17 protein-coding genes are annotated in these 16,187 nt (G+C 54.4%); 2 read left to right on the top strand and 15 right to left on the bottom strand.

Annotated elements, in window-relative coordinates; all coding sequences use genetic code 11:
- The first annotated feature begins 67 nt into the window (after positions 1–67).
- Positions 68–1,174, top strand: coding sequence for an AbrB family transcriptional regulator (locus RVY79_RS02190; RefSeq protein ID WP_317462364.1), 1,107 nt, complete (start codon positions 68–70; stop codon positions 1,172–1,174).
- Positions 1,175–1,246: 72 nt separating this feature from the next.
- Here the strand turns inward: RVY79_RS02190 and RVY79_RS02185 are convergent, their stop codons facing one another.
- From RVY79_RS02185 to RVY79_RS02150, 8 genes are all read right to left on the bottom strand, one after another.
- Positions 1,247–2,014 carry an ABC transporter substrate-binding protein gene (locus RVY79_RS02185; RefSeq protein ID WP_317462362.1) on the bottom strand — a complete coding sequence of 256 codons (768 nt, stop codon included), beginning with the start codon at positions 2,012–2,014 and terminating at the stop codon, positions 1,247–1,249.
- A 235-nt stretch (positions 2,015–2,249) separates the two neighbouring features.
- Entirely contained in the window at positions 2,250–2,753 is a 504-nt protein-coding gene (locus tag RVY79_RS02180) for an N-acetyltransferase family protein (protein ID WP_317462361.1), read from the bottom strand.
- 103 nt (positions 2,754–2,856) lie between these two features.
- Positions 2,857–3,477: a LysE family translocator gene (locus RVY79_RS02175; RefSeq protein ID WP_317462360.1), complete on the bottom strand. Its 621-nt coding sequence runs from the start codon at positions 3,475–3,477 to the stop codon at positions 2,857–2,859.
- Positions 3,478–3,562: 85 nt separating this feature from the next.
- Positions 3,563–4,378 (bottom strand): DUF2971 domain-containing protein, encoded by an 816-nt coding sequence (locus RVY79_RS02170; RefSeq protein WP_317462359.1) that lies wholly within the window; start codon positions 4,376–4,378, stop codon positions 3,563–3,565.
- 111 nt (positions 4,379–4,489) lie between these two features.
- Complete coding sequence (locus RVY79_RS02165; protein ID WP_317462358.1) at positions 4,490–6,604, bottom strand: ATP-binding protein; 2,115 nt, start codon at positions 6,602–6,604, stop codon at positions 4,490–4,492.
- Positions 6,605–6,743: 139 nt separating this feature from the next.
- A complete protein-coding gene (locus tag RVY79_RS02160) occupies positions 6,744–7,547 on the bottom strand; it encodes a hypothetical protein (RefSeq protein ID WP_317462357.1) in 804 nt (267 codons plus the stop codon).
- Positions 7,544–7,933: a hypothetical protein gene (locus RVY79_RS02155; protein ID WP_317462356.1), complete on the bottom strand. Its 390-nt coding sequence runs from the start codon at positions 7,931–7,933 to the stop codon at positions 7,544–7,546. Before RVY79_RS02155 ends, RVY79_RS02160 begins: the two co-directional genes overlap by 4 nt.
- A gap of 523 nt (positions 7,934–8,456) precedes the next feature.
- A complete protein-coding gene (locus RVY79_RS02150) occupies positions 8,457–9,032 on the bottom strand; it encodes a polymer-forming cytoskeletal protein (protein ID WP_317462355.1) in 576 nt (191 codons plus the stop codon).
- A 169-nt stretch (positions 9,033–9,201) separates the two neighbouring features.
- Here RVY79_RS02150 and RVY79_RS02145 point away from each other — a divergent pair, with 169 nt between their 5' ends.
- Positions 9,202–9,750: a polymer-forming cytoskeletal protein gene (locus tag RVY79_RS02145; RefSeq protein WP_317462354.1), complete on the top strand. Its 549-nt coding sequence runs from the start codon at positions 9,202–9,204 to the stop codon at positions 9,748–9,750.
- A gap of 77 nt (positions 9,751–9,827) precedes the next feature.
- Here RVY79_RS02145 and RVY79_RS02140 read toward each other — a convergent pair whose 3' ends face one another.
- The 7 genes from RVY79_RS02140 to RVY79_RS02110 form a co-directional block, all read right to left on the bottom strand.
- Positions 9,828–10,946 (bottom strand): M14 family metallopeptidase, encoded by a 1,119-nt coding sequence (locus tag RVY79_RS02140; RefSeq protein WP_317462353.1) that lies wholly within the window; start codon positions 10,944–10,946, stop codon positions 9,828–9,830.
- 48 nt (positions 10,947–10,994) lie between these two features.
- On the bottom strand, positions 10,995–11,792 hold the full coding sequence (locus RVY79_RS02135) for a transporter substrate-binding domain-containing protein (protein WP_317462352.1): 798 nt from the start codon (positions 11,790–11,792) through the stop codon (positions 10,995–10,997).
- 78 nt (positions 11,793–11,870) lie between these two features.
- The gene (locus RVY79_RS02130) at positions 11,871–12,602 is read right to left on the bottom strand and encodes an ABC transporter permease (RefSeq protein WP_317462351.1); all 732 of its coding nucleotides are present in this window, start codon (positions 12,600–12,602) and stop codon (positions 11,871–11,873) included.
- Positions 12,590–13,306, bottom strand: coding sequence for an ABC transporter permease (locus RVY79_RS02125; protein WP_317462350.1), 717 nt, complete (start codon positions 13,304–13,306; stop codon positions 12,590–12,592). Before RVY79_RS02125 ends, RVY79_RS02130 begins: the two co-directional genes overlap by 13 nt.
- Positions 13,307–13,327: 21 nt before the next feature.
- On the bottom strand, positions 13,328–14,098 hold the full coding sequence (locus RVY79_RS02120) for an ABC transporter ATP-binding protein (protein WP_317462349.1): 771 nt from the start codon (positions 14,096–14,098) through the stop codon (positions 13,328–13,330).
- Positions 14,099–14,346: 248 nt separating this feature from the next.
- Positions 14,347–15,348, bottom strand: coding sequence for a succinylglutamate desuccinylase (locus RVY79_RS02115; RefSeq protein ID WP_317462348.1), 1,002 nt, complete (start codon positions 15,346–15,348; stop codon positions 14,347–14,349).
- A 2-nt stretch (positions 15,349–15,350) separates the two neighbouring features.
- Positions 15,351–16,172 carry a DUF1338 domain-containing protein gene (locus tag RVY79_RS02110; protein WP_317462347.1) on the bottom strand — a complete coding sequence of 274 codons (822 nt, stop codon included), beginning with the start codon at positions 16,170–16,172 and terminating at the stop codon, positions 15,351–15,353.
- Positions 16,173–16,187 lie beyond the last annotated feature (15 nt).

The following is a 16,187-nucleotide window of genomic DNA, read 5'->3' as shown; positions in this document are numbered from 1 at the left end:
TGCGCGGCGGCGCTCTCGCGGAAAGTGCTTAGCTTGCTATAATGCGTCTCTTTTGTGGAGCATCCCCTTGGCCCCTTCCCCGCGCCCTGCGTCTTCTCGACCGTCATCTTCCCGCATACACCGTGCCGGGCTGTGGCTGGCCTTGTTCGTGGCGTGCTGCGCGGCGAGTGGCGTGCTCAATTACTGGCGCATGCCGGCGGGTGGCTTCATCGGCCCGATGCTGGTGGGCATCGCTTTCGGCATCGGCGGTAGCGGTCTGCGTCTGCCGAGACGTTGCTTCAAGCTCGGCCAGGGCACGGTCGGCGTGCTGATCGCGCACACTATGACGATGGGCGTGCTGATGACGATCCTCGATGGCTGGCTGGTGATGCTGCTGGCCACGGCCATTACGTTACTGCTCAGCCTGCTGGTGGGTATCGTTCTGGTACGTTATGGCGGTCTTCCCGGGAGCACGGCGGCCTGGGGCACCACGCCGGGTGCAGCGGCGGCGATGGTGGCGATGGCCGAGGAGCGCGAAGATACCGACCCGCGCATCGTGGCGGCGATGCAATACGTGCGAGTGGTGTGCGTGGTGCTCGTGGGAGCCCTGGTGAGCCATTGGCTGGGGGTGAGCGGTGCGCCATCGCGCGGTGGGGGCGGCTTTCCCGAGGATCTAGCGGGGACGGTCGATCTGGCGATCACCTTGGCGGTCGTCGGCGGCGGGGTATGGCTGTGTGATCGCCGCCTGCCTGCAGGTGCCTTGCTGGGGCCGATGCTCATCGGCACAGTGCTGCATCTCGGCGGCTGGGCGACGCTGTCCATGCCTGCGCCCTTGCTGATGCTGGCTTACGGCTTCATCGGTGTCTATGTGGGGCTGCGCTTCGACCGCGCCGCCTTGGCGACCGTGGCTCGCTCGCTGGGCAAGATGGTCATGGCCTCGCTAGTGCTGATCGCCCTGTGCGCGCTCTCGGCGCTGCTGATGGTGGGGCTCATGGATACAAGCTTCATCACTGCTTATCTGGCGACCAGCCCCGGCGGATTGGATTCGATGACCATTATCGCCATCGATACCCATGCCGATGTGGGGCTAGTGGTGGCGCTGCAGACGTTGCGGCTTTTCACGGTGGTGCTGCTGGGACCGGCGATGGCGCGCTTTATCGCGCGTTTCGCCCCGCCCGTGAAAGAGACGTTCTGAACACTTGCCATAACGCAAAGGGGCGACCCGAAGGCCGCCCCCAAGGCATCTAGCGTTGGTTATCCCAACGTTTTACTTGGAGCCCTCAGCGAAATACTTGTTGTAGATTTCCTGATAGGTACCGTTTTCCTTCAGCGTTGCCAGGGCTTCGTTGAACTGCTTCGCGAGCTCTTTATCGCGCTGGCGGAAGGCAATACCGAAGCCTTCACCAAAGTACTTTTCAGGCTTGGTGATCATGCTGCCGACCACCTTGTAGTTCCCTTCTTCGCTGTCCAGCAGGGTGGACTTGCCCACCGGGAAGTCGAGGAAAGCGATATCGACGCGCCCGGCATCCATGTCGAGAACGAGATCATCCGCGGTGGTATAGCGGTTGATGTCGGCCACATCGCCGAACATGTCGGTGACGTAGTTGTCCTGCAAGGTGCCGCGTTGTACGCCGATGGTCTTGCCTTCGAGCGTCTGCTTGGCCGGGAAGTCGATCTTGCTGCCGCTCGGCGCGAACCACGCGGAGGGCGGCTTGAAGTACGGGTTGGAGAAGAGCACGGTCTTCTTGCGCGCCTCGTTGATGGTCATCGACGACATGATCGCATCGTACTTGCGCGCCATCAGGCCCGGAATGATGCCATCCCACGCTTGCACGACCCACTCGCACTTCCTGTCGATCTCGGCACACAGCGCATTGCCCAGCTCGATGTCGAAGCCGGTGAGTTCACCGTCGGCGGTACGGTATTCCATCGGCTCGTAGGGAACGTCGACGCCGATACGCAAGGTATCCTGAGCGAAGGCGCTCCCTGCCAGCAGGGCGCTACCGAGAAGGGTGATGGTCAGCAATTTTTTCATGGAAAGCTCTCTACGGAATTTGCAGTGTGTTGTTATGGAGCCGCCTCGTGAGCAGCCCTGAGTTTCACGCCTTGCAGCATAGCGAAGCGCCGCCTTGATGCCTAGCATCGCGTGGCCTGGCAAAGGGGCGGGTACCAGCAGGTAGCCGCGTTGGACTCACATCAACTGAACCCCATGGCGCTTAACGTGCTGCATTAGACGCGTGAAGTACCGGTGTAGGCTAGATGGTTTCGTGCTATGGCGTAGAGTTACCGAGTCGCTTTCCCATGATACATAGGCTGAACTCTCTGCCGTCCATTTCCGCCACGTTAGGCAATCGCCCCCACTCCTGAAAACCGAATCCACGCAATAACCGTATGCTAGGTTCATTATGTGCGAAGACATAGCCAATCAGCGTCTTTAAATCGAGCCTCGGTGCGAGTCCCAATGCCTCACTGAGTAATGTTTGACCGAGATGTTGGCCTTGATGCTCTGGCGCAATATATATGCTAAGTTCGGCGGTGTGATGGTAGGCAGGACGCCCATAGAAGTCCTCGAAGCTTACCCATGCAGCCACTTCATCGTTTATTTCATATACGAGAAGTGGGCGTCGCTGAGGATTGTGCTTACGAAACCATTCAGACTTGGATTCTATGCTGACGGGGTCAGTGTCAGCAGTGGATCGCTTGGAAGGGACAGCAGCATTGTAGATGTCCACAATTCTTGCTAAATCCTGTTCCACCGCATTTCGAATCGTCATCAGAAAAACCTCGAAGTTGATCAGGGGAGTGCGGGCTCTGAATGCAATACGCTAGAGACGAATGTCCGGCGACTGCAGGGACGAATTTAATGGCATTGTCAGTTCATTCACGGCGAGCCAATAGAAGCCCAATGCCAGCACTACCAAGTAGCCCCGAGCAAATCTGGTTGAACAGGCGACGCATTGGAGGTTGAGAGAACCAATGACGCAATGCTTTCCCAAAAAACGCATAAGCGGCTATCGAAATCCACTCAAGCATCAAAAATAGAGCGCCTAAAACTAAGAATTGGAAACCAACAGAGCCTGCAGGATCAACAAACTGAGGAAAGAACGCTGTAAAAATAAGAATAGCCTTGGGGTTGCCAGCCGCCAGAAAGAATTCTTGCCTCGTGAGTTGGAATAGGCTTTTTCCTCCCAGCGCCTCGTTCCCACCCTCATTAGGATCTTCGGTCCATAGCTGATATGCCAGCCAGAGCAGATAGAGCCCTCCAGCTACCTTTATAGCGAAAAATAATTTCTCGGACGTATACAGCACTGTCGCCAGCCCTGTAGCAGCGAGAGTGATCATGCCCACAAAGGCAACAAGACGGCCAATGCCAGCGCAGCAGGCAGCCTTGATGCCATAACGTTTGGCGTTCGCCATCGAAAGAAGATTATTAGGGCCAGGAGCCATGTTTAAAGCAAAGCTCGCTGGTATGAACAAGAAGATGGTCATTAGAGTCACAGCTGATCCTCCTTCAGGAACTGAACGTCCTGGCTTTGCGGCGTGCCGGAGCGCCAGCGTAGGTGTGTCCGCCAACAGACACTGGCTAGCTTTTGTTGATAGATGGTCTTGCAACGAGGCTCCACGAGTGAACATCGGGCTCACATTGCATCATCTTGATATCTTTTCTCCCCCATGACTGAAGCACACCTTTCAAGTTTTCATCGGTAATAGAATTACTCTTTGTAACATTTCTATATAAATGTCGCCCTAGGTAAATTTCTTTAAGCGCGCTCTCTGGCACATCAAAGCAGTATAGAGGCCGACCAGATACAGTCATCTTGTTCCATTCACCATAGCGCCCAACACCAGTGTGATAACTGAAAGGAATGTTTTCTATGTTCTTGACAATACGGACTTCTTCTTCATATGCCCACTCAAGTGACTTATATAGAAAAGCTCTCTTCATTAGATTGAAGGTGTTCGAGTCAAAGCGAAGGCTACCACCAATATCCATTAGCTCATGATCGTTAATTACCGGCAGGTCCTTGTGCGGCTTCGTAGCCGAATAGATCATCTCTCCATATTGGCTTGGAATTACGTTGCTTTGCGGGTCTGAAAATCCAGCCAAATCACAATCAAATCCAAGAACTACCCCTTGGTGGGAGTCTCCATAATGCGACCACATAAGCGCATTCAACGGTTGGCGAGTCAAAGATAAAACACCGTACTTTCTGGAGAAACGGTTTCTACAAGCATTCGTGGCAATGCTCGCGCTTATTGTAGACTTACCGCTGTCTTTAAATCCAAAGGCTGTACCTTCAAAAGGGTCGTTCAAGTCTTCAAGGCATGAAAAACCTAATGACAGGGTATCGATCACCTTGCGCGCGGCTCCCAAGGACATGTACTTGTATAGGATCATGAACTCCCTCAAAAGAGCTAACGCCTTGCTCACCGGAAAATTAGGAGCGCAGCGAGTAATTTTTCCGAGTGCAGCAACTTGTTATAAGAAGTTTTATACTTACGGACATGCTCAAGTATCTGCCTTGTCTTTACTAAAGGGTATATCTACAACAATTGGGCGTTCTGATTTAACAATCTTTCCAAATACAACGGCCTGCAAACTCTTTAAATCAGGAACCATTTCAGCATAGCTAGAACCAAAAACATTTCTAAGAAATCCAACACTTGTATCGTCGTAACAGGCGAAGCTAATGATTGAGTTGCATTGAGTCAGAACGGTCTTGCTAACATTAGCCGTCCTTTGACCAAGAACAAGGAGCCCAACATTGTATTTCCTCCCCTGTAAGGCAATCTGCGATATTTTTGCAACTAAACCTTTTGATGCAAAATCCGATACACCCATAGTTGCGGTTTCTGGCATTACTGTGTGCGCTTCTTCAACAGCGACTAGAACCTTGCTGTTATTTTCACCAAATCTTTCTTTGGCAAGATTCAGAAGACAGGACATATAGATCTCTGTGATAAAAATCGACGCTTGCGAGTTAGAAATTTCAGGAAGTTGGATAAGGCCTAAGCTAGCTTGGCCATCTTCCATAAAAGTTCTAAGATTGTTATCAATATCTTCTCTAAGCCTATCGCTGAAAGCCTTCAACGCCTTTTTTTCGTTGCCTGCACCATACGGCCCGGTCTCTGCCTCAAAAAGCTTTTGGCTAAGATCAATTGACGTACTTTCTTGTATCGATAAATCTGTAGGATTAAGATCTGCTAATCTATCTTGGTATTGAGATGTCAAATCAATGCAAATAACTTTAATGTCTTTGGCGATAGAGTGCCTTATTAGATCAAACGCAAATTCAGTCTTCCCAGATCCGGTTACACCCAGAACCGCTGTATGAAAGTTAAAGTTATCAACAAAATCACCGGTTACGGGGATTTTGGTTTTTGGTAGATATCCGTATGTGAAATAATGAGCATTATCGTGCACTCCATCGATGACAGCATTTTCGTCGGAGAACGCAAAAACTGGTGTGTTCATATTTGGGAGCCAGTCAAACTTTTTAAACTCGCCATTCTCCATGGTTCCAAGCTGTGAAGCATAGGCGATCTGATAGCCATGTTTATCACTATCCAAATTTTCTTCAATGGTCGATCCGGCTGAAATCTGATAATAAACCTTATCGACGCCTACTCTGCACCAGATTAACATGCCATCAGCGCAAGGTGCATTGACATTAACTTCTAAACGTATGCGGCCAATTGACGAGTCTTCTGCGACAAACCCGAGCAACCTAGCATCTGGACGTTCGCCCATGAGCGTCATTACAGACTCACTATCCAAACTCTCGGCGCTTTCGTATATACGCCCGTTAGCCAATCCTTTCACTGGATTATCAACATTACCCAGAGAAATTGCAGTACCAACCCTGCGCTCATCATTTAAGTGTGAATATAAAGGAAGCACCCACTGTTGGGTATCATCAATCCGTTGATATATCAACGGACTTCCACTTTCCCATCCCGTATTATGGGTAATAGCGAATCGTAATATCCCAGGGCTATCTATTCTCATAAGCTTGCCGATAGCTAAGTTATTTTTTTTCGCCCGAAAACTAAGTGATGATAAAAATTGCGGTATTTTAAGGGGCCATATCGCCATAAAAATACCCCAAAAGACAATAAGTGCCACAGTAATCTCTGACTGTATAGAGTAGAAAGAATATAAACCGAATAAAAATACAACCGAGAAGATTATCCTAGCTCTGCCAAGCACAACTGCTGGTCTATATAAATAGCTATTCACAGATTCAAATACACTACTCCCGAATCTATCCCCTGATGTAGCAACGCAGATTGTTGAAATAGTGAAAACAAATACGCAGTATAAAAAAACGGACCACCAAGCTAGTGGCGGAGACGTATTAAAGACCCCAAACATCGTAATGCCCGCCATCAATGAGTTTACCATTGAATCTGCCGGCTTAGTAAAGAAATGCTCTAATACAGCTGAACCGAGAACTATCAACAGAAGCGCATTTTGAAATATCAAAGAGTATTCTGAATCCTGCGGGAGAGGGGAGCCAGTAAACTTCCAAGAAATCAGCAGTGCCGCTAGCAATGCTGTCAGCATCACGAACACCCGCACCATGGGTTTCGTGTAGTCATCAATGACTTTTAACTGCGTCATATTTGATCCTCTTTTTTATATTTAAACACTGACTCAACCATCGCTCATCGACTTATAACGGCGTCAACACGCAAAGCATTGTAGTGAAGGCGAAGCCGGAACGAAAATGCTGTCGCCGTGCTTGGCATTGTTATGCAATTCATACAAGTAGCCCTACCCACTCATTGCTGGCCGAGTACCTCAACCATACTTGTTCATTTGCCCTGACAAGATACCCCGCGAACTTGTTATTTAGATCAAATTCAATCTTAACGTTTTCATTTGCTTTTACCAAAAAACCTAGCAACTCTATGTTAGTAGAATAGATCAGATCTACATCATTATTAGCCTTAACTAGATACGAATCTTGATTGAGGCTCGTATCGTAAAGATACGGACCACCGTAGCTGCGATTCATTTTGGGGTTAAGGGCCCTATTCATTCTCGGATTAATTGAAGAATTGAATTTTGGATTGATAGATGAATTAAACTTTAGATTGATTGACGAGTTGAACTTTGGATTAATTGCAGAGTTAAGCTTCGGGTTTATCGATGAGTTGAGCTTCGGATTTATTGACGAATTGAACTTTGGATTGATTGCGGAGTTAAGCTTCGGGTTAATTGTCGAGTTTGTTTTCGGGTTAAGCGATTCATTAGTTTTTGGGTTGCTAGAGGTAAAAAACTCTCTTTTGCCACCTCTATCGTTGCTCTCAATTGCAGTTACATCCATTAGCAGCAAATAGTCGTCTTCATCCTCTCCGATGGTAAAGAAAAGTCTACCTGAGGGCAGCTTGGCAATGTATATATCATCCGACAAGAGCGAGATACCAAGACTAGACTCAATAAGAAGATTGTTCCTATCTAGACTTTCAGCTGACTTGATAAACTTTGATAAGCTTTGAATATTATCAGAGTTTAAGGCTGATAATTTTTCGTTAAACTCTGGGCTGACCAATACCTTCATTTCAGCACCTTGTTGATTTCATCCATTGCCTGCTTCAACTCACCGCCATTCCCAGAGCGAATTATCTGTTTATATCTTTCCGCTGCTTCAGGCAAGCACTTGCTTCTCATGTATGCCGTACAGTATTCTGTGTCAGCAAATTTAGAAACTTGTTTTTCAAAAAGATATACTTCTTTATTATAAATATAAATGCAAAAGGACGTGACCAGCAGTCCATAAAAGCTATTAGCTTTGTAAAACAAAGACCAAGTAACGACTCCATTTATAGTGATTTCTGTTACAAATGCGCCCGATAAAATCCCTGTCAAGACAGGAATCAGAAAAGAGAAGACCGTCCGCCACGAGGGGGACTCTATCATCTTTTCTTTAAGGCCCTTAAATCTCATTCAACTCCACCCTAATGGGTTCAATTAGTTCTGCATAACAGCGTATTAGACAGTGCGCTCGTTTTGCTACTTGAACGAGCGCGCGCGTTCAATAAATCTTATCTAGCTTGTCCTTACGCACCTAACCCATTGATTTTAATGCATACTAAGAATAATTCGGCGCGTTATGCAGAATTCGCGTGCCTGCTGCTTTTGCCAATTTCCGTTACGCTTTCGGTGTTACGAGGAGGTTGGGGAAATCGTCAGGCACGCTACCGCCACGGCCACTGCATATCGTGTTGATGCGGTAGTCCCATGCGTATCGGTTATTTTTCGAGCCGTCCATGCGGCCTTAGAGATTAATACTAGGCGGGATGAGGTCTGTCAGCAAAGCGGATAAGGTGCTGCTTATCGATGCAGTTCGTGGCTTGGTGAGGGCGTGTTGTTATCGATGGGCGAGGGGGTAAGTGCTGGCTTACTTGCAATACAACGGGCAGCTTGGGCTACCCGTTGTCGGTGGCGGTTGCTGCGCGGAGGCAAGAGTTCAAGGTTTATCCTCGTGATATATATCTTCCTCAGCAGGCGGCGTTGTCGCGTCGGTGTCATCAAAATCATCCACCGCGTCTTCCTGGTCCTGGGCGTGATGAGGCGTCGACTTGCCAACTTCTCCTTCAAATGCAGAGAGCAGGACTGCGTTTTCGGCGTCCATATCGATGCTGCCTTGGAAGACGGCGCCGTCTTCCAGCATCAGGGAAGGGGTGATGATGGTGCCAACGATATATGCCGTATGATGGATGGAAATTTTTTGAGAGGCGATCAGTCGCCCTTCGACATGCCCTGCTACGTGTAGCGTTTGGGCATAGATATCCCCTTCCACGCGGCCGGCATTGCCAATGCTGACCGTATTGCGCTTGAACTCTACGGTGCCCACTACTTGGCCATCGATAACCAGTTCTTCCTCACCGATGACGTTACCTTTAATGCTGGTTTGGGCGCCGATGATAGCGGATCGCCTGGTCTTGTCTCGTGGCACGTCCGCTTGGGTGGTGCTTTTGGGTGAGGCGGGAGGCGGCACCGTATGGTCGGCAGGAACACTGTCGGGTTTGTGCTTGCTGAACATAGGGGAAGGTCCAAGTCGCGTGAGAAAAAACAACGGTACCAGGAAATATTGCCTTGTCGGCTCGAGATCAAAAGGATGAGTAGCTGACGATAAGACCTGTTAGTCGTGTTTTCTCAGTGTGTAGAGACCTGCCTATACTCGTACATTCGATACTGACCAAGGGGCAATTATGGGGGGCGGGGATGTATTTTTCGTCTTGAGCTTGATAGCGCTCATCATCATTGTGCTGGACGGCAAGAGGCGTATCAAAAAGCGTACCTCCGCAGCCCGGCCGTCTTCCTGGCGTCTGCAGCAGCGTCAATCAGCCCCCTCCAAAGAAGCCTCCAATCTGCCGAGTCAGCCGCAAAATCCAGTCAAGGTTGATTTACCGACGTCTCCATCGACAGAGACCCCCCAATGCTTGCCCGTGTCCGGCGGAAGTCTGATTGGTTCGACACTGCGTATTGACGGTGATGTGAGTGCTCATGAAGCGCTGGTCATTAGTGGCGCCATCGTAGGCAACGTCACGGCCTGGGAACATTCTGTCATGGTTAACGAAGCGGGCAGCGTATCTCCGCGTATCGAGGCGCGTACGGTTTGCGTTGCAGGCAGTGTCACCGGCCAGCTCGTGGCCACGGATCAAGCCATCGTGCTCTCCAGTGCACGCGTAAGCGGCAGCATTGACGCAAAACGCCTGAAATGTGAAAGCGGGGCCTGGCTACAATCGACTGTCACATGATGCTCTATCTGTGACCGCACAATCTGCCGTCGCTCAACGTTGCCGTCTTGTCGATACATTCGTGGAGTAGCCCCATTTTACGGCGCGAGCAGGTAGCCGCTGCGGTGGGCGTGGTGGCCGGCGACGTCGGCGACGATCATGCCGGCGGTGGCCATTCTGCGCTGGGTGCGGGCGTAGAACATGCCGTCCTGCTCGGCACGCACGGGGTGTACGGCGTCGCTGATGGGGTCGATGATCTCGGCGATCAAGTCGCCGCTTTTGACTTCTTCCCCCGGCGTGCGATGGAAGACCACGACGCCGCCTGCCGGCGCGCGCAGGAAGTCCATGGCGGCGAGCTCGGTGGCGGGATACGCCAGCGCCGGCAGGGGCGGTGCTTCGCCGTCGATCAGGACGTGGTAGCGCATCCAGTCGAGAATCGCGTCGGCATCGCGTTCGGCGATGTCGCGGGCGACGTCCTGCTGGCCGCGTAGTTCGAGGGTGATCGATTGGCTGCCGTAGGGAATGGGGTAGCGGTCGCCGAAGCGTTCGCGTAATTGCTCCCATACCAGGGTGAAACATTCGTCGAACGAGCCGCCGCCGGAGTCGGTGGCGAGCATGCTGGCCTTGGCGCCGAAATAACGCGCCAGGGGCTCGAAGTCGGGCCATGCCGCCGGGGTGGTGTAGAGGTGTTCGACGGCGTGGAAATCGCAGTGCAGGTCGAGAATGAAGTCCGCGTTGCAGGCCAGGCGTTGCTGGGTCAGGTGCAGGGACTCGTAGGCCGTGGTGGCCGGCTGGGCGTCGAGGGCGGCGATGAAACGCCGACGAATCTCGGCCCGGTTGTGCTCGGCGTCCTGCGTCAGCGCGCCTTCCAGCCCTTCGGCGACAGTGTCGGTGACGTCGCGATAGCCCCGGTTGAAGTTGCTGACGCTTTCGAAATCGTAGCGCCCCAGCGGAATATCCATCAGTTGCTGGTCGAGCCCGATGGGGTTGGCGACCGGCACTACGATGACGTGCGCCTTGAGCTGTCCGGCCTCTTCCAGCGCTTTCAGGCGCTGCTTGAGTGTCCAGGCGACCAGCATGCCGGGGAGCTCATCGGCATGCAGCGATCCTTGAATGTAGACACGCTTTGCCGCCTCGACGGGGCCGAAGTGGAAACTCTCCAGCGCGCGTTGCGTGCCGGGAACCGGGCTCAATAAGGGGTGCGTGCGATGCTGCATGAAGTGTCCTCGTAAAGGCCGGCGGTATGTTTTACCGCCGGCAATCGGTCATTGTTTACCGACGGGCAGGGAGATGTCGTAGTCGAAGTACTGCTTCATCAGCTTGTCGTAGGTACCGTCGGCATAGACGTCGCGAATGGCCTGATTGAATTTCTCGGCCAGTGCCTTGTCGCGTTTGCGAAACGCCATGGCAGCGCCCTTGCCGAAGATCGAGGTGGGCGTCTTGATGCTCTCGCCGACCTGTTTGAAGTCGCTGTCGTCTTCCTTGAAGTGGAAGGTCTCAACGGCGACGGGGTAGTCCTCGAAGGATAGATCGAGGCGTCCGGCGATCAGATCGTTGGCGACGTCCTGCGATGACGAATAGCGGCGTATATCCAGCACGTCGCCGTACATCTGAGTGACGTAGCTGTCGCGGATGGTGCCGCGCTGAACGCCGACGCTCAGCCCCTCGAGGGAGGACTTGTCGCTGATGTCGATATCACGCCCACGCTGCGTGATCCAGACGCTGGGGGTGTTGTAGTAGGGGATCGAAAACAGCACCTGGTTTTCACGCGCTGGCGTGATGGCCATCGAGGACAGGATGGCATCGTATTTACGCGCGAGCAGGCCAGGGATGATGCCGTCCCAGGATTGTTCGACCCAGGTGCAGTCGAGGTTGGCACGTTCGCACAACTCGTTGCCGAGGTCGATCTCGAAGCCTTCCAGCTCGCCGCTCGGGGTGCGGTAGACGAAGGGCTCGTAGGGCACGTCGATGGCCAGACGTACTTCATCATCGGCATTGCGCGCCTGCGCGGTGGTGGTCGTCATGACCATGCCCATCAGGGCCAGTGCAAGGAGCTTTTTCATGAGAAACCTCATTGGAATGTCATTCACAGGATGAGGCCTGCCGCGTGCCATGCTGCGGGCCGAGGCAGGCAGAAAAGCTCATCCATTGATTGGTTTGAGATGCGCCAGGAGTTTCTTTTCCAGGTAGCGGAAGAGATACAAAATGGCGAAGGTCAGGCACAGGTAAATCGCGGCCACGAAGAGAAAGGCGTCGAAGGGCGCGTAGAAGCGGGCATAGACGAAACGCGCCGCCCCGGTGAGGTCCATGATGGTGACCACGCTGGCGATGGCGCTGGCGTGGAGCATGAAGATCACCTCGTTGCCGTAGGCTGGCAGGGCACGCCGGAAGGCGCTGGGCATGATGATTCGCCGCATCATCAGCGCGCGCGACATGCCGTAGGCCCGTGCCGCCTCGATCTCGCCACGCGGCGTGGCCTTGATGGCACCATGAAAGATTTCGGTGGTATAGGCGGCGGTGTTGAGCGTGAAGGCGATCAGCGCGGGATAGAAGGCCTCCTTGAGAATCGCCCACAGGAAGGTGTCTTGAATGCCCTCGATGAACACCACGCCGTAATAGATCATGTACAGCTGGATCAGCAGCGGTGTGCCACGAAACACGTAGGTGTAGAAGAAGATGGGCCACTTGATCCACTTGCGGCGCGAGCCACGCGCGATGGCGAGCGGTACGGCCAGCAGCAACCCTATGATCAGGGACAGGAACACCAGGCTCACGGTGTTGCCCAGCCCGTCGAGGTAATACCCCAGGGTATTGGCCGTGAAGATGTCATTGTTCGAGAGCAGCTCGACGAACCAGGCGTTTAGTTGTTCCATTCGTCTGCCTCCCCGAAACCGACGTTATAGCGTTTTTGCAACCGCGCCACGCCCCACTCCGATACGCTGGCGATCAGCAGGTAAATGAGCGCGACCGGAATCATGAACAGGAACGGCTCGTGTGTGGCCTTGGTCGCCTCGGCGGCGATACGCACCATATCGGAAAGACCGATGACCGAGACCAGCGCGGTGGTCTTGAGCAGCACCATCCAGTTATTGCCCAGCCCCGGCAGGGCGTGGCGCATCATTTGCGGAAATTGAATGCGCCGGAAAATGAGCCGGTTGGACATGCCGTAGGCGCGCCCGGCTTCGAGCTGGCCACTGTCGACGGCCATGAAGGCGCCACGGAAGGTTTCGCCCATGTAGGCGCCGAAGATGAAGCCGATGGTCACCACGCCGGCGACGAATTCATTGATGCTGATAAAGATATCCACACCGAACTGATAGTACAGCCAGTCGGTGATCATATTGACGCCGATCTGGCCACCGAAGAACAACAGCAGCATCAATACCAGATCGGGCACCCCGCGAATGAGGGTGGTATAGAGTGTGGCGAGACGGTGCAAGAGCACATTGCGCGAAAGCTTGGCGCTGGCGGTGAGCAGGCCCAGGATCAAGGCCAGCAACAACGACAGCACGGCCACTTCTACCGTGACCAAAGCACCTTCGAGAAGCCGGGGGCCGTAGCCCTGCAAGTCGATCATACGGTGTTCTCCCGTCGGGCGTCAGTGCTTCGGTGCCAGGAACTGCTTGAGGCGATCCGACTGCGGATTGTCGAGGACTTCCTTCGGCGGACCGACTTCCTCGACCATGCCCTGGTGCAGATAGATCACCTGCGAGGACACGTCACGCGCAAAGCTCATCTCGTGGGTGACCACGATCATGGTGCGGCCTTCCTCGGCGAGATCGCGCATGACCTTGAGCACGTCGCCGACCAGCTCGGGGTCGAGCGCCGAGGTCGGTTCGTCGAACAGCATCACTTCCGGGTCCATGGCCAAGGCACGGGCGATGGCGCCGCGTTGCTGCTGACCGCCGGACATCTGCGCCGGATAGTAGTCGGCGTGATCGAGCAGCCCTACCCGCTCGAGCAGATCGCGGGCGTGGGCGACGGCTTCGCGTTTCGGCTTGCCGAGCACATGGATGGGCGCCTCGGTAACGTTTTCCAGCAGCGTCATGTGGGCCCAGAGATTGAAATTCTGGAACACCATCGAGAGCCTGGCGCGGATGCGTTCGACCTGTTTCCAGTCGGCCGGCTCGCGGCCACGACGGGTGGTCTTGAAGGTGATGTTCTCGCCATGCACGATCAACTCGCCTTCATTGGGTTGTTCGAGAAGGTTCATGCAGCGCAGAAAGGTGCTCTTGCCGGAGCCGGAGGCACCGATCAGCGTGATCACGTCACCCTTGTGGGCCTTGAGCGAGAGCCCTTTGAGAACTTCGGTGTCACCGAAGCGCTTCGTGATATCACGCACTTCGAGGGGAATGGGCGTATCAGCCATGAAAAGCTCCAAACGTGGCGGTAAGTCACGGTCGGCACACCCTGTAGCGACGAACGAGCAGGTGAGCGAGGTGTGGCGACCTAGGGCGGCTAGCGCGAAAAGGGAGCGATTCTAGCAGGCCGCGGGCGACCGAGTAGACTCGATTTGGCGGCCGATGATACGACGTTTGTCGTATGAGTGCGTTGTCTTGTGCATGAAAATCGTCCTGTCGTTGTTGTCATTGAGTGTTGTGCGGAAGCGCAAGATCGTCATCTTGGCGGTGGGCACGCACGTACCAGCAGTGCCGCGCGTGCGCCGAGTTCCACCTGGGCATTGGGGAACACCACTGCCACCGGCGCCTCTTCGACGCGGGTGTCGCCGGCCTGGCCATCATGCGCGAGCCGGGTACCTACTGCGAATTCGGTGAAGTTGGGCGTTTCTTCGGAGAAGCACAGCGCGAAGTCCTGCGACTGACGCATCAGTTCGCTGACGACGCGGAAGAAACGCACCTCCTCGAGATTCCCCGCAGGTATCTGACGGCCCTCGAGTAATGCCTCGAGCAGCGTGAGCATCCCGGACAATGCGTCGAGGTCGTTCTCCCCGAAGGGGCGTACCTTGCCGAGCTCCAGCGTGAACGCCTGCGCGGCGTGATAATGCTTGGAGTAATGCGAGAAGGTCCAGCTATGGCGATGCTGATGCAAGGCCGCCTGCATGCCGGCGGCGGCCAGCCCCTGCCATTGTGCGGGATCGGTCGCGGATTCGGCGAAGGGCTCGACGGCGAAACGCGGGTAGCGGCTGTCGCGAATCGCGGTGTGCATGTCGTAGTGCACGCGCGGTAGGGCATGGCGTGCGAAGAAGGCGTCGACAACGGCCATCAGTTCGCGGGCGCGCTCGGGCTCGTCGCCTTCCAGATCCAGGCCGCGTTGGAACAGACGGTTGAGGTTGGTGGTGCAAAAGCGCACGCCTTGTCGAATCGCCTCGAGGTTGCCGAGGATCACCAGTACCGGCGCGCCGAGTCTGAGCTGGCCGGCCTCGAGACGCGAAAGCCATGCGCCGACGAGTTCGATGGGCGCGGTCTCGTTGCCGTGGATGCCCGCCGAAACGACGCATGCCTGGGCCTCTGGGGCGCGCTCATCGGGCAGCAGTTCGAGCACGCCGGGCGCGTGCAGGCGGTAACGCCCGCCGGGGACTTTTCCTGCAGGCCCTTCGCATCCTTCGTGCGGCTCGACGGGGTCTGCGTCGAGACTCGAAACGAGCCACTCGTCGAGCATGTTCAACGCCCCGCGGAGCGCTCGCCGCGCACATCGGTGGATTCGAAGATCTTGTCCGCGCTTGCCGCGACGAAGCCTTGATAAAGCTTGCCGTCATCATCGTGATAGCGTTTGGCGAACTCGTAGTAGCAGGTCGGAATCTCTTCCGCCTGGCCACCGGCGAAGGTGAACGGCTGGCGATCTGCCAGCGTCGAGCCTTGTTCGAGCAACACCTCGGGCGAGCCTTTGATACGACCGCCGGATTCATTGATCCCGATTCCCAGCGCTTCGACCTTCGCGAGGACCTTTTCCAGCGTGTCGTACTGCGTGAAGCGATTGACGCTGATCGTGAAATGATTGGCACGTAGGCCAATGATCGATAGCCAGGCGGCGTATTCGCTTTCCGCCATCAATTGCTGGTAGGTCTCGAAGCTCGGCGCTGCCCATAGCCGACCTGCCCAGAGTACCTCGGGCGAGGCGACGTGGCGGGAATCGATCTGCTCGATCAGTGCGTCGATGCTGGCCTGTGCCTGGGCAGAAAGCTCGTCGCACTTGAGCTCGGAGAGGAATACGCGTGGCTGGTCGTCGCTGGGAGGTAGATAGCCGAAGGCGCGTAGCTTCTTGGCCTCGAACTCGTAGGGGGCGAAGCGGGTGTAGCCCATCGCCAGTAGATGCGGTTCGAGCGCTTCCAGGCGAATGGGGCCCCGGTCGAAGGTACGAAACGCGACGTGGTCGTTGATGATCGTTTCGCCGTCGGCCAGAAAGGCGTCGTGAATGCGCTGCGCCTGGGGCGTCATGGCGACGTAGTCATCCCATAACTGGGCGAAGAATTCTTGGTTGGTCATGTCGTGCGCCTACTA

This window comes from Chromohalobacter sp. HP20-39 (assembly GCF_033052815.1).
Taxonomy (GTDB): domain Bacteria; phylum Pseudomonadota; class Gammaproteobacteria; order Pseudomonadales; family Halomonadaceae; genus Chromohalobacter.
This window is presented reverse-complemented; position numbering and strand designations above follow the sequence as displayed.

Coding starts and splice junctions, on each gene's coding strand:
- RVY79_RS02180 (WP_317462361.1), bottom strand. CDS start 2,753: ATGACGATTCGAAATGCGGTGGAACAGGATTTAGCAAGAATTGTGGAC.
- RVY79_RS02170 (WP_317462359.1), bottom strand. CDS start 4,378: ATGATCCTATACAAGTACATGTCCTTGGGAGCCGCGCGCAAGGTGATC.
- RVY79_RS02120 (WP_317462349.1), bottom strand. CDS start 14,098: ATGGCTGATACGCCCATTCCCCTCGAAGTGCGTGATATCACGAAGCGC.
- RVY79_RS02150 (WP_317462355.1), bottom strand. CDS start 9,032: ATGTTCAGCAAGCACAAACCCGACAGTGTTCCTGCCGACCATACGGTG.
- RVY79_RS02185 (WP_317462362.1), bottom strand. CDS start 2,014: ATGAAAAAATTGCTGACCATCACCCTTCTCGGTAGCGCCCTGCTGGCA.
- RVY79_RS02155 (WP_317462356.1), bottom strand. CDS start 7,933: ATGAGATTTAAGGGCCTTAAAGAAAAGATGATAGAGTCCCCCTCGTGG.
- RVY79_RS02130 (WP_317462351.1), bottom strand. CDS start 12,602: ATGGAACAACTAAACGCCTGGTTCGTCGAGCTGCTCTCGAACAATGAC.
- RVY79_RS02140 (WP_317462353.1), bottom strand. CDS start 10,946: ATGCAGCATCGCACGCACCCCTTATTGAGCCCGGTTCCCGGCACGCAA.
- RVY79_RS02135 (WP_317462352.1), bottom strand. CDS start 11,792: ATGAAAAAGCTCCTTGCACTGGCCCTGATGGGCATGGTCATGACGACC.
- RVY79_RS02145 (WP_317462354.1), top strand. CDS start 9,202: ATGGGGGGCGGGGATGTATTTTTCGTCTTGAGCTTGATAGCGCTCATC.
- RVY79_RS02160 (WP_317462357.1), bottom strand. CDS start 7,547: ATGAAGGTATTGGTCAGCCCAGAGTTTAACGAAAAATTATCAGCCTTA.
- RVY79_RS02115 (WP_317462348.1), bottom strand. CDS start 15,348: ATGCTCGACGAGTGGCTCGTTTCGAGTCTCGACGCAGACCCCGTCGAG.
- RVY79_RS02125 (WP_317462350.1), bottom strand. CDS start 13,306: ATGATCGACTTGCAGGGCTACGGCCCCCGGCTTCTCGAAGGTGCTTTG.
- RVY79_RS02110 (WP_317462347.1), bottom strand. CDS start 16,172: ATGACCAACCAAGAATTCTTCGCCCAGTTATGGGATGACTACGTCGCC.
- RVY79_RS02165 (WP_317462358.1), bottom strand. CDS start 6,604: ATGACGCAGTTAAAAGTCATTGATGACTACACGAAACCCATGGTGCGG.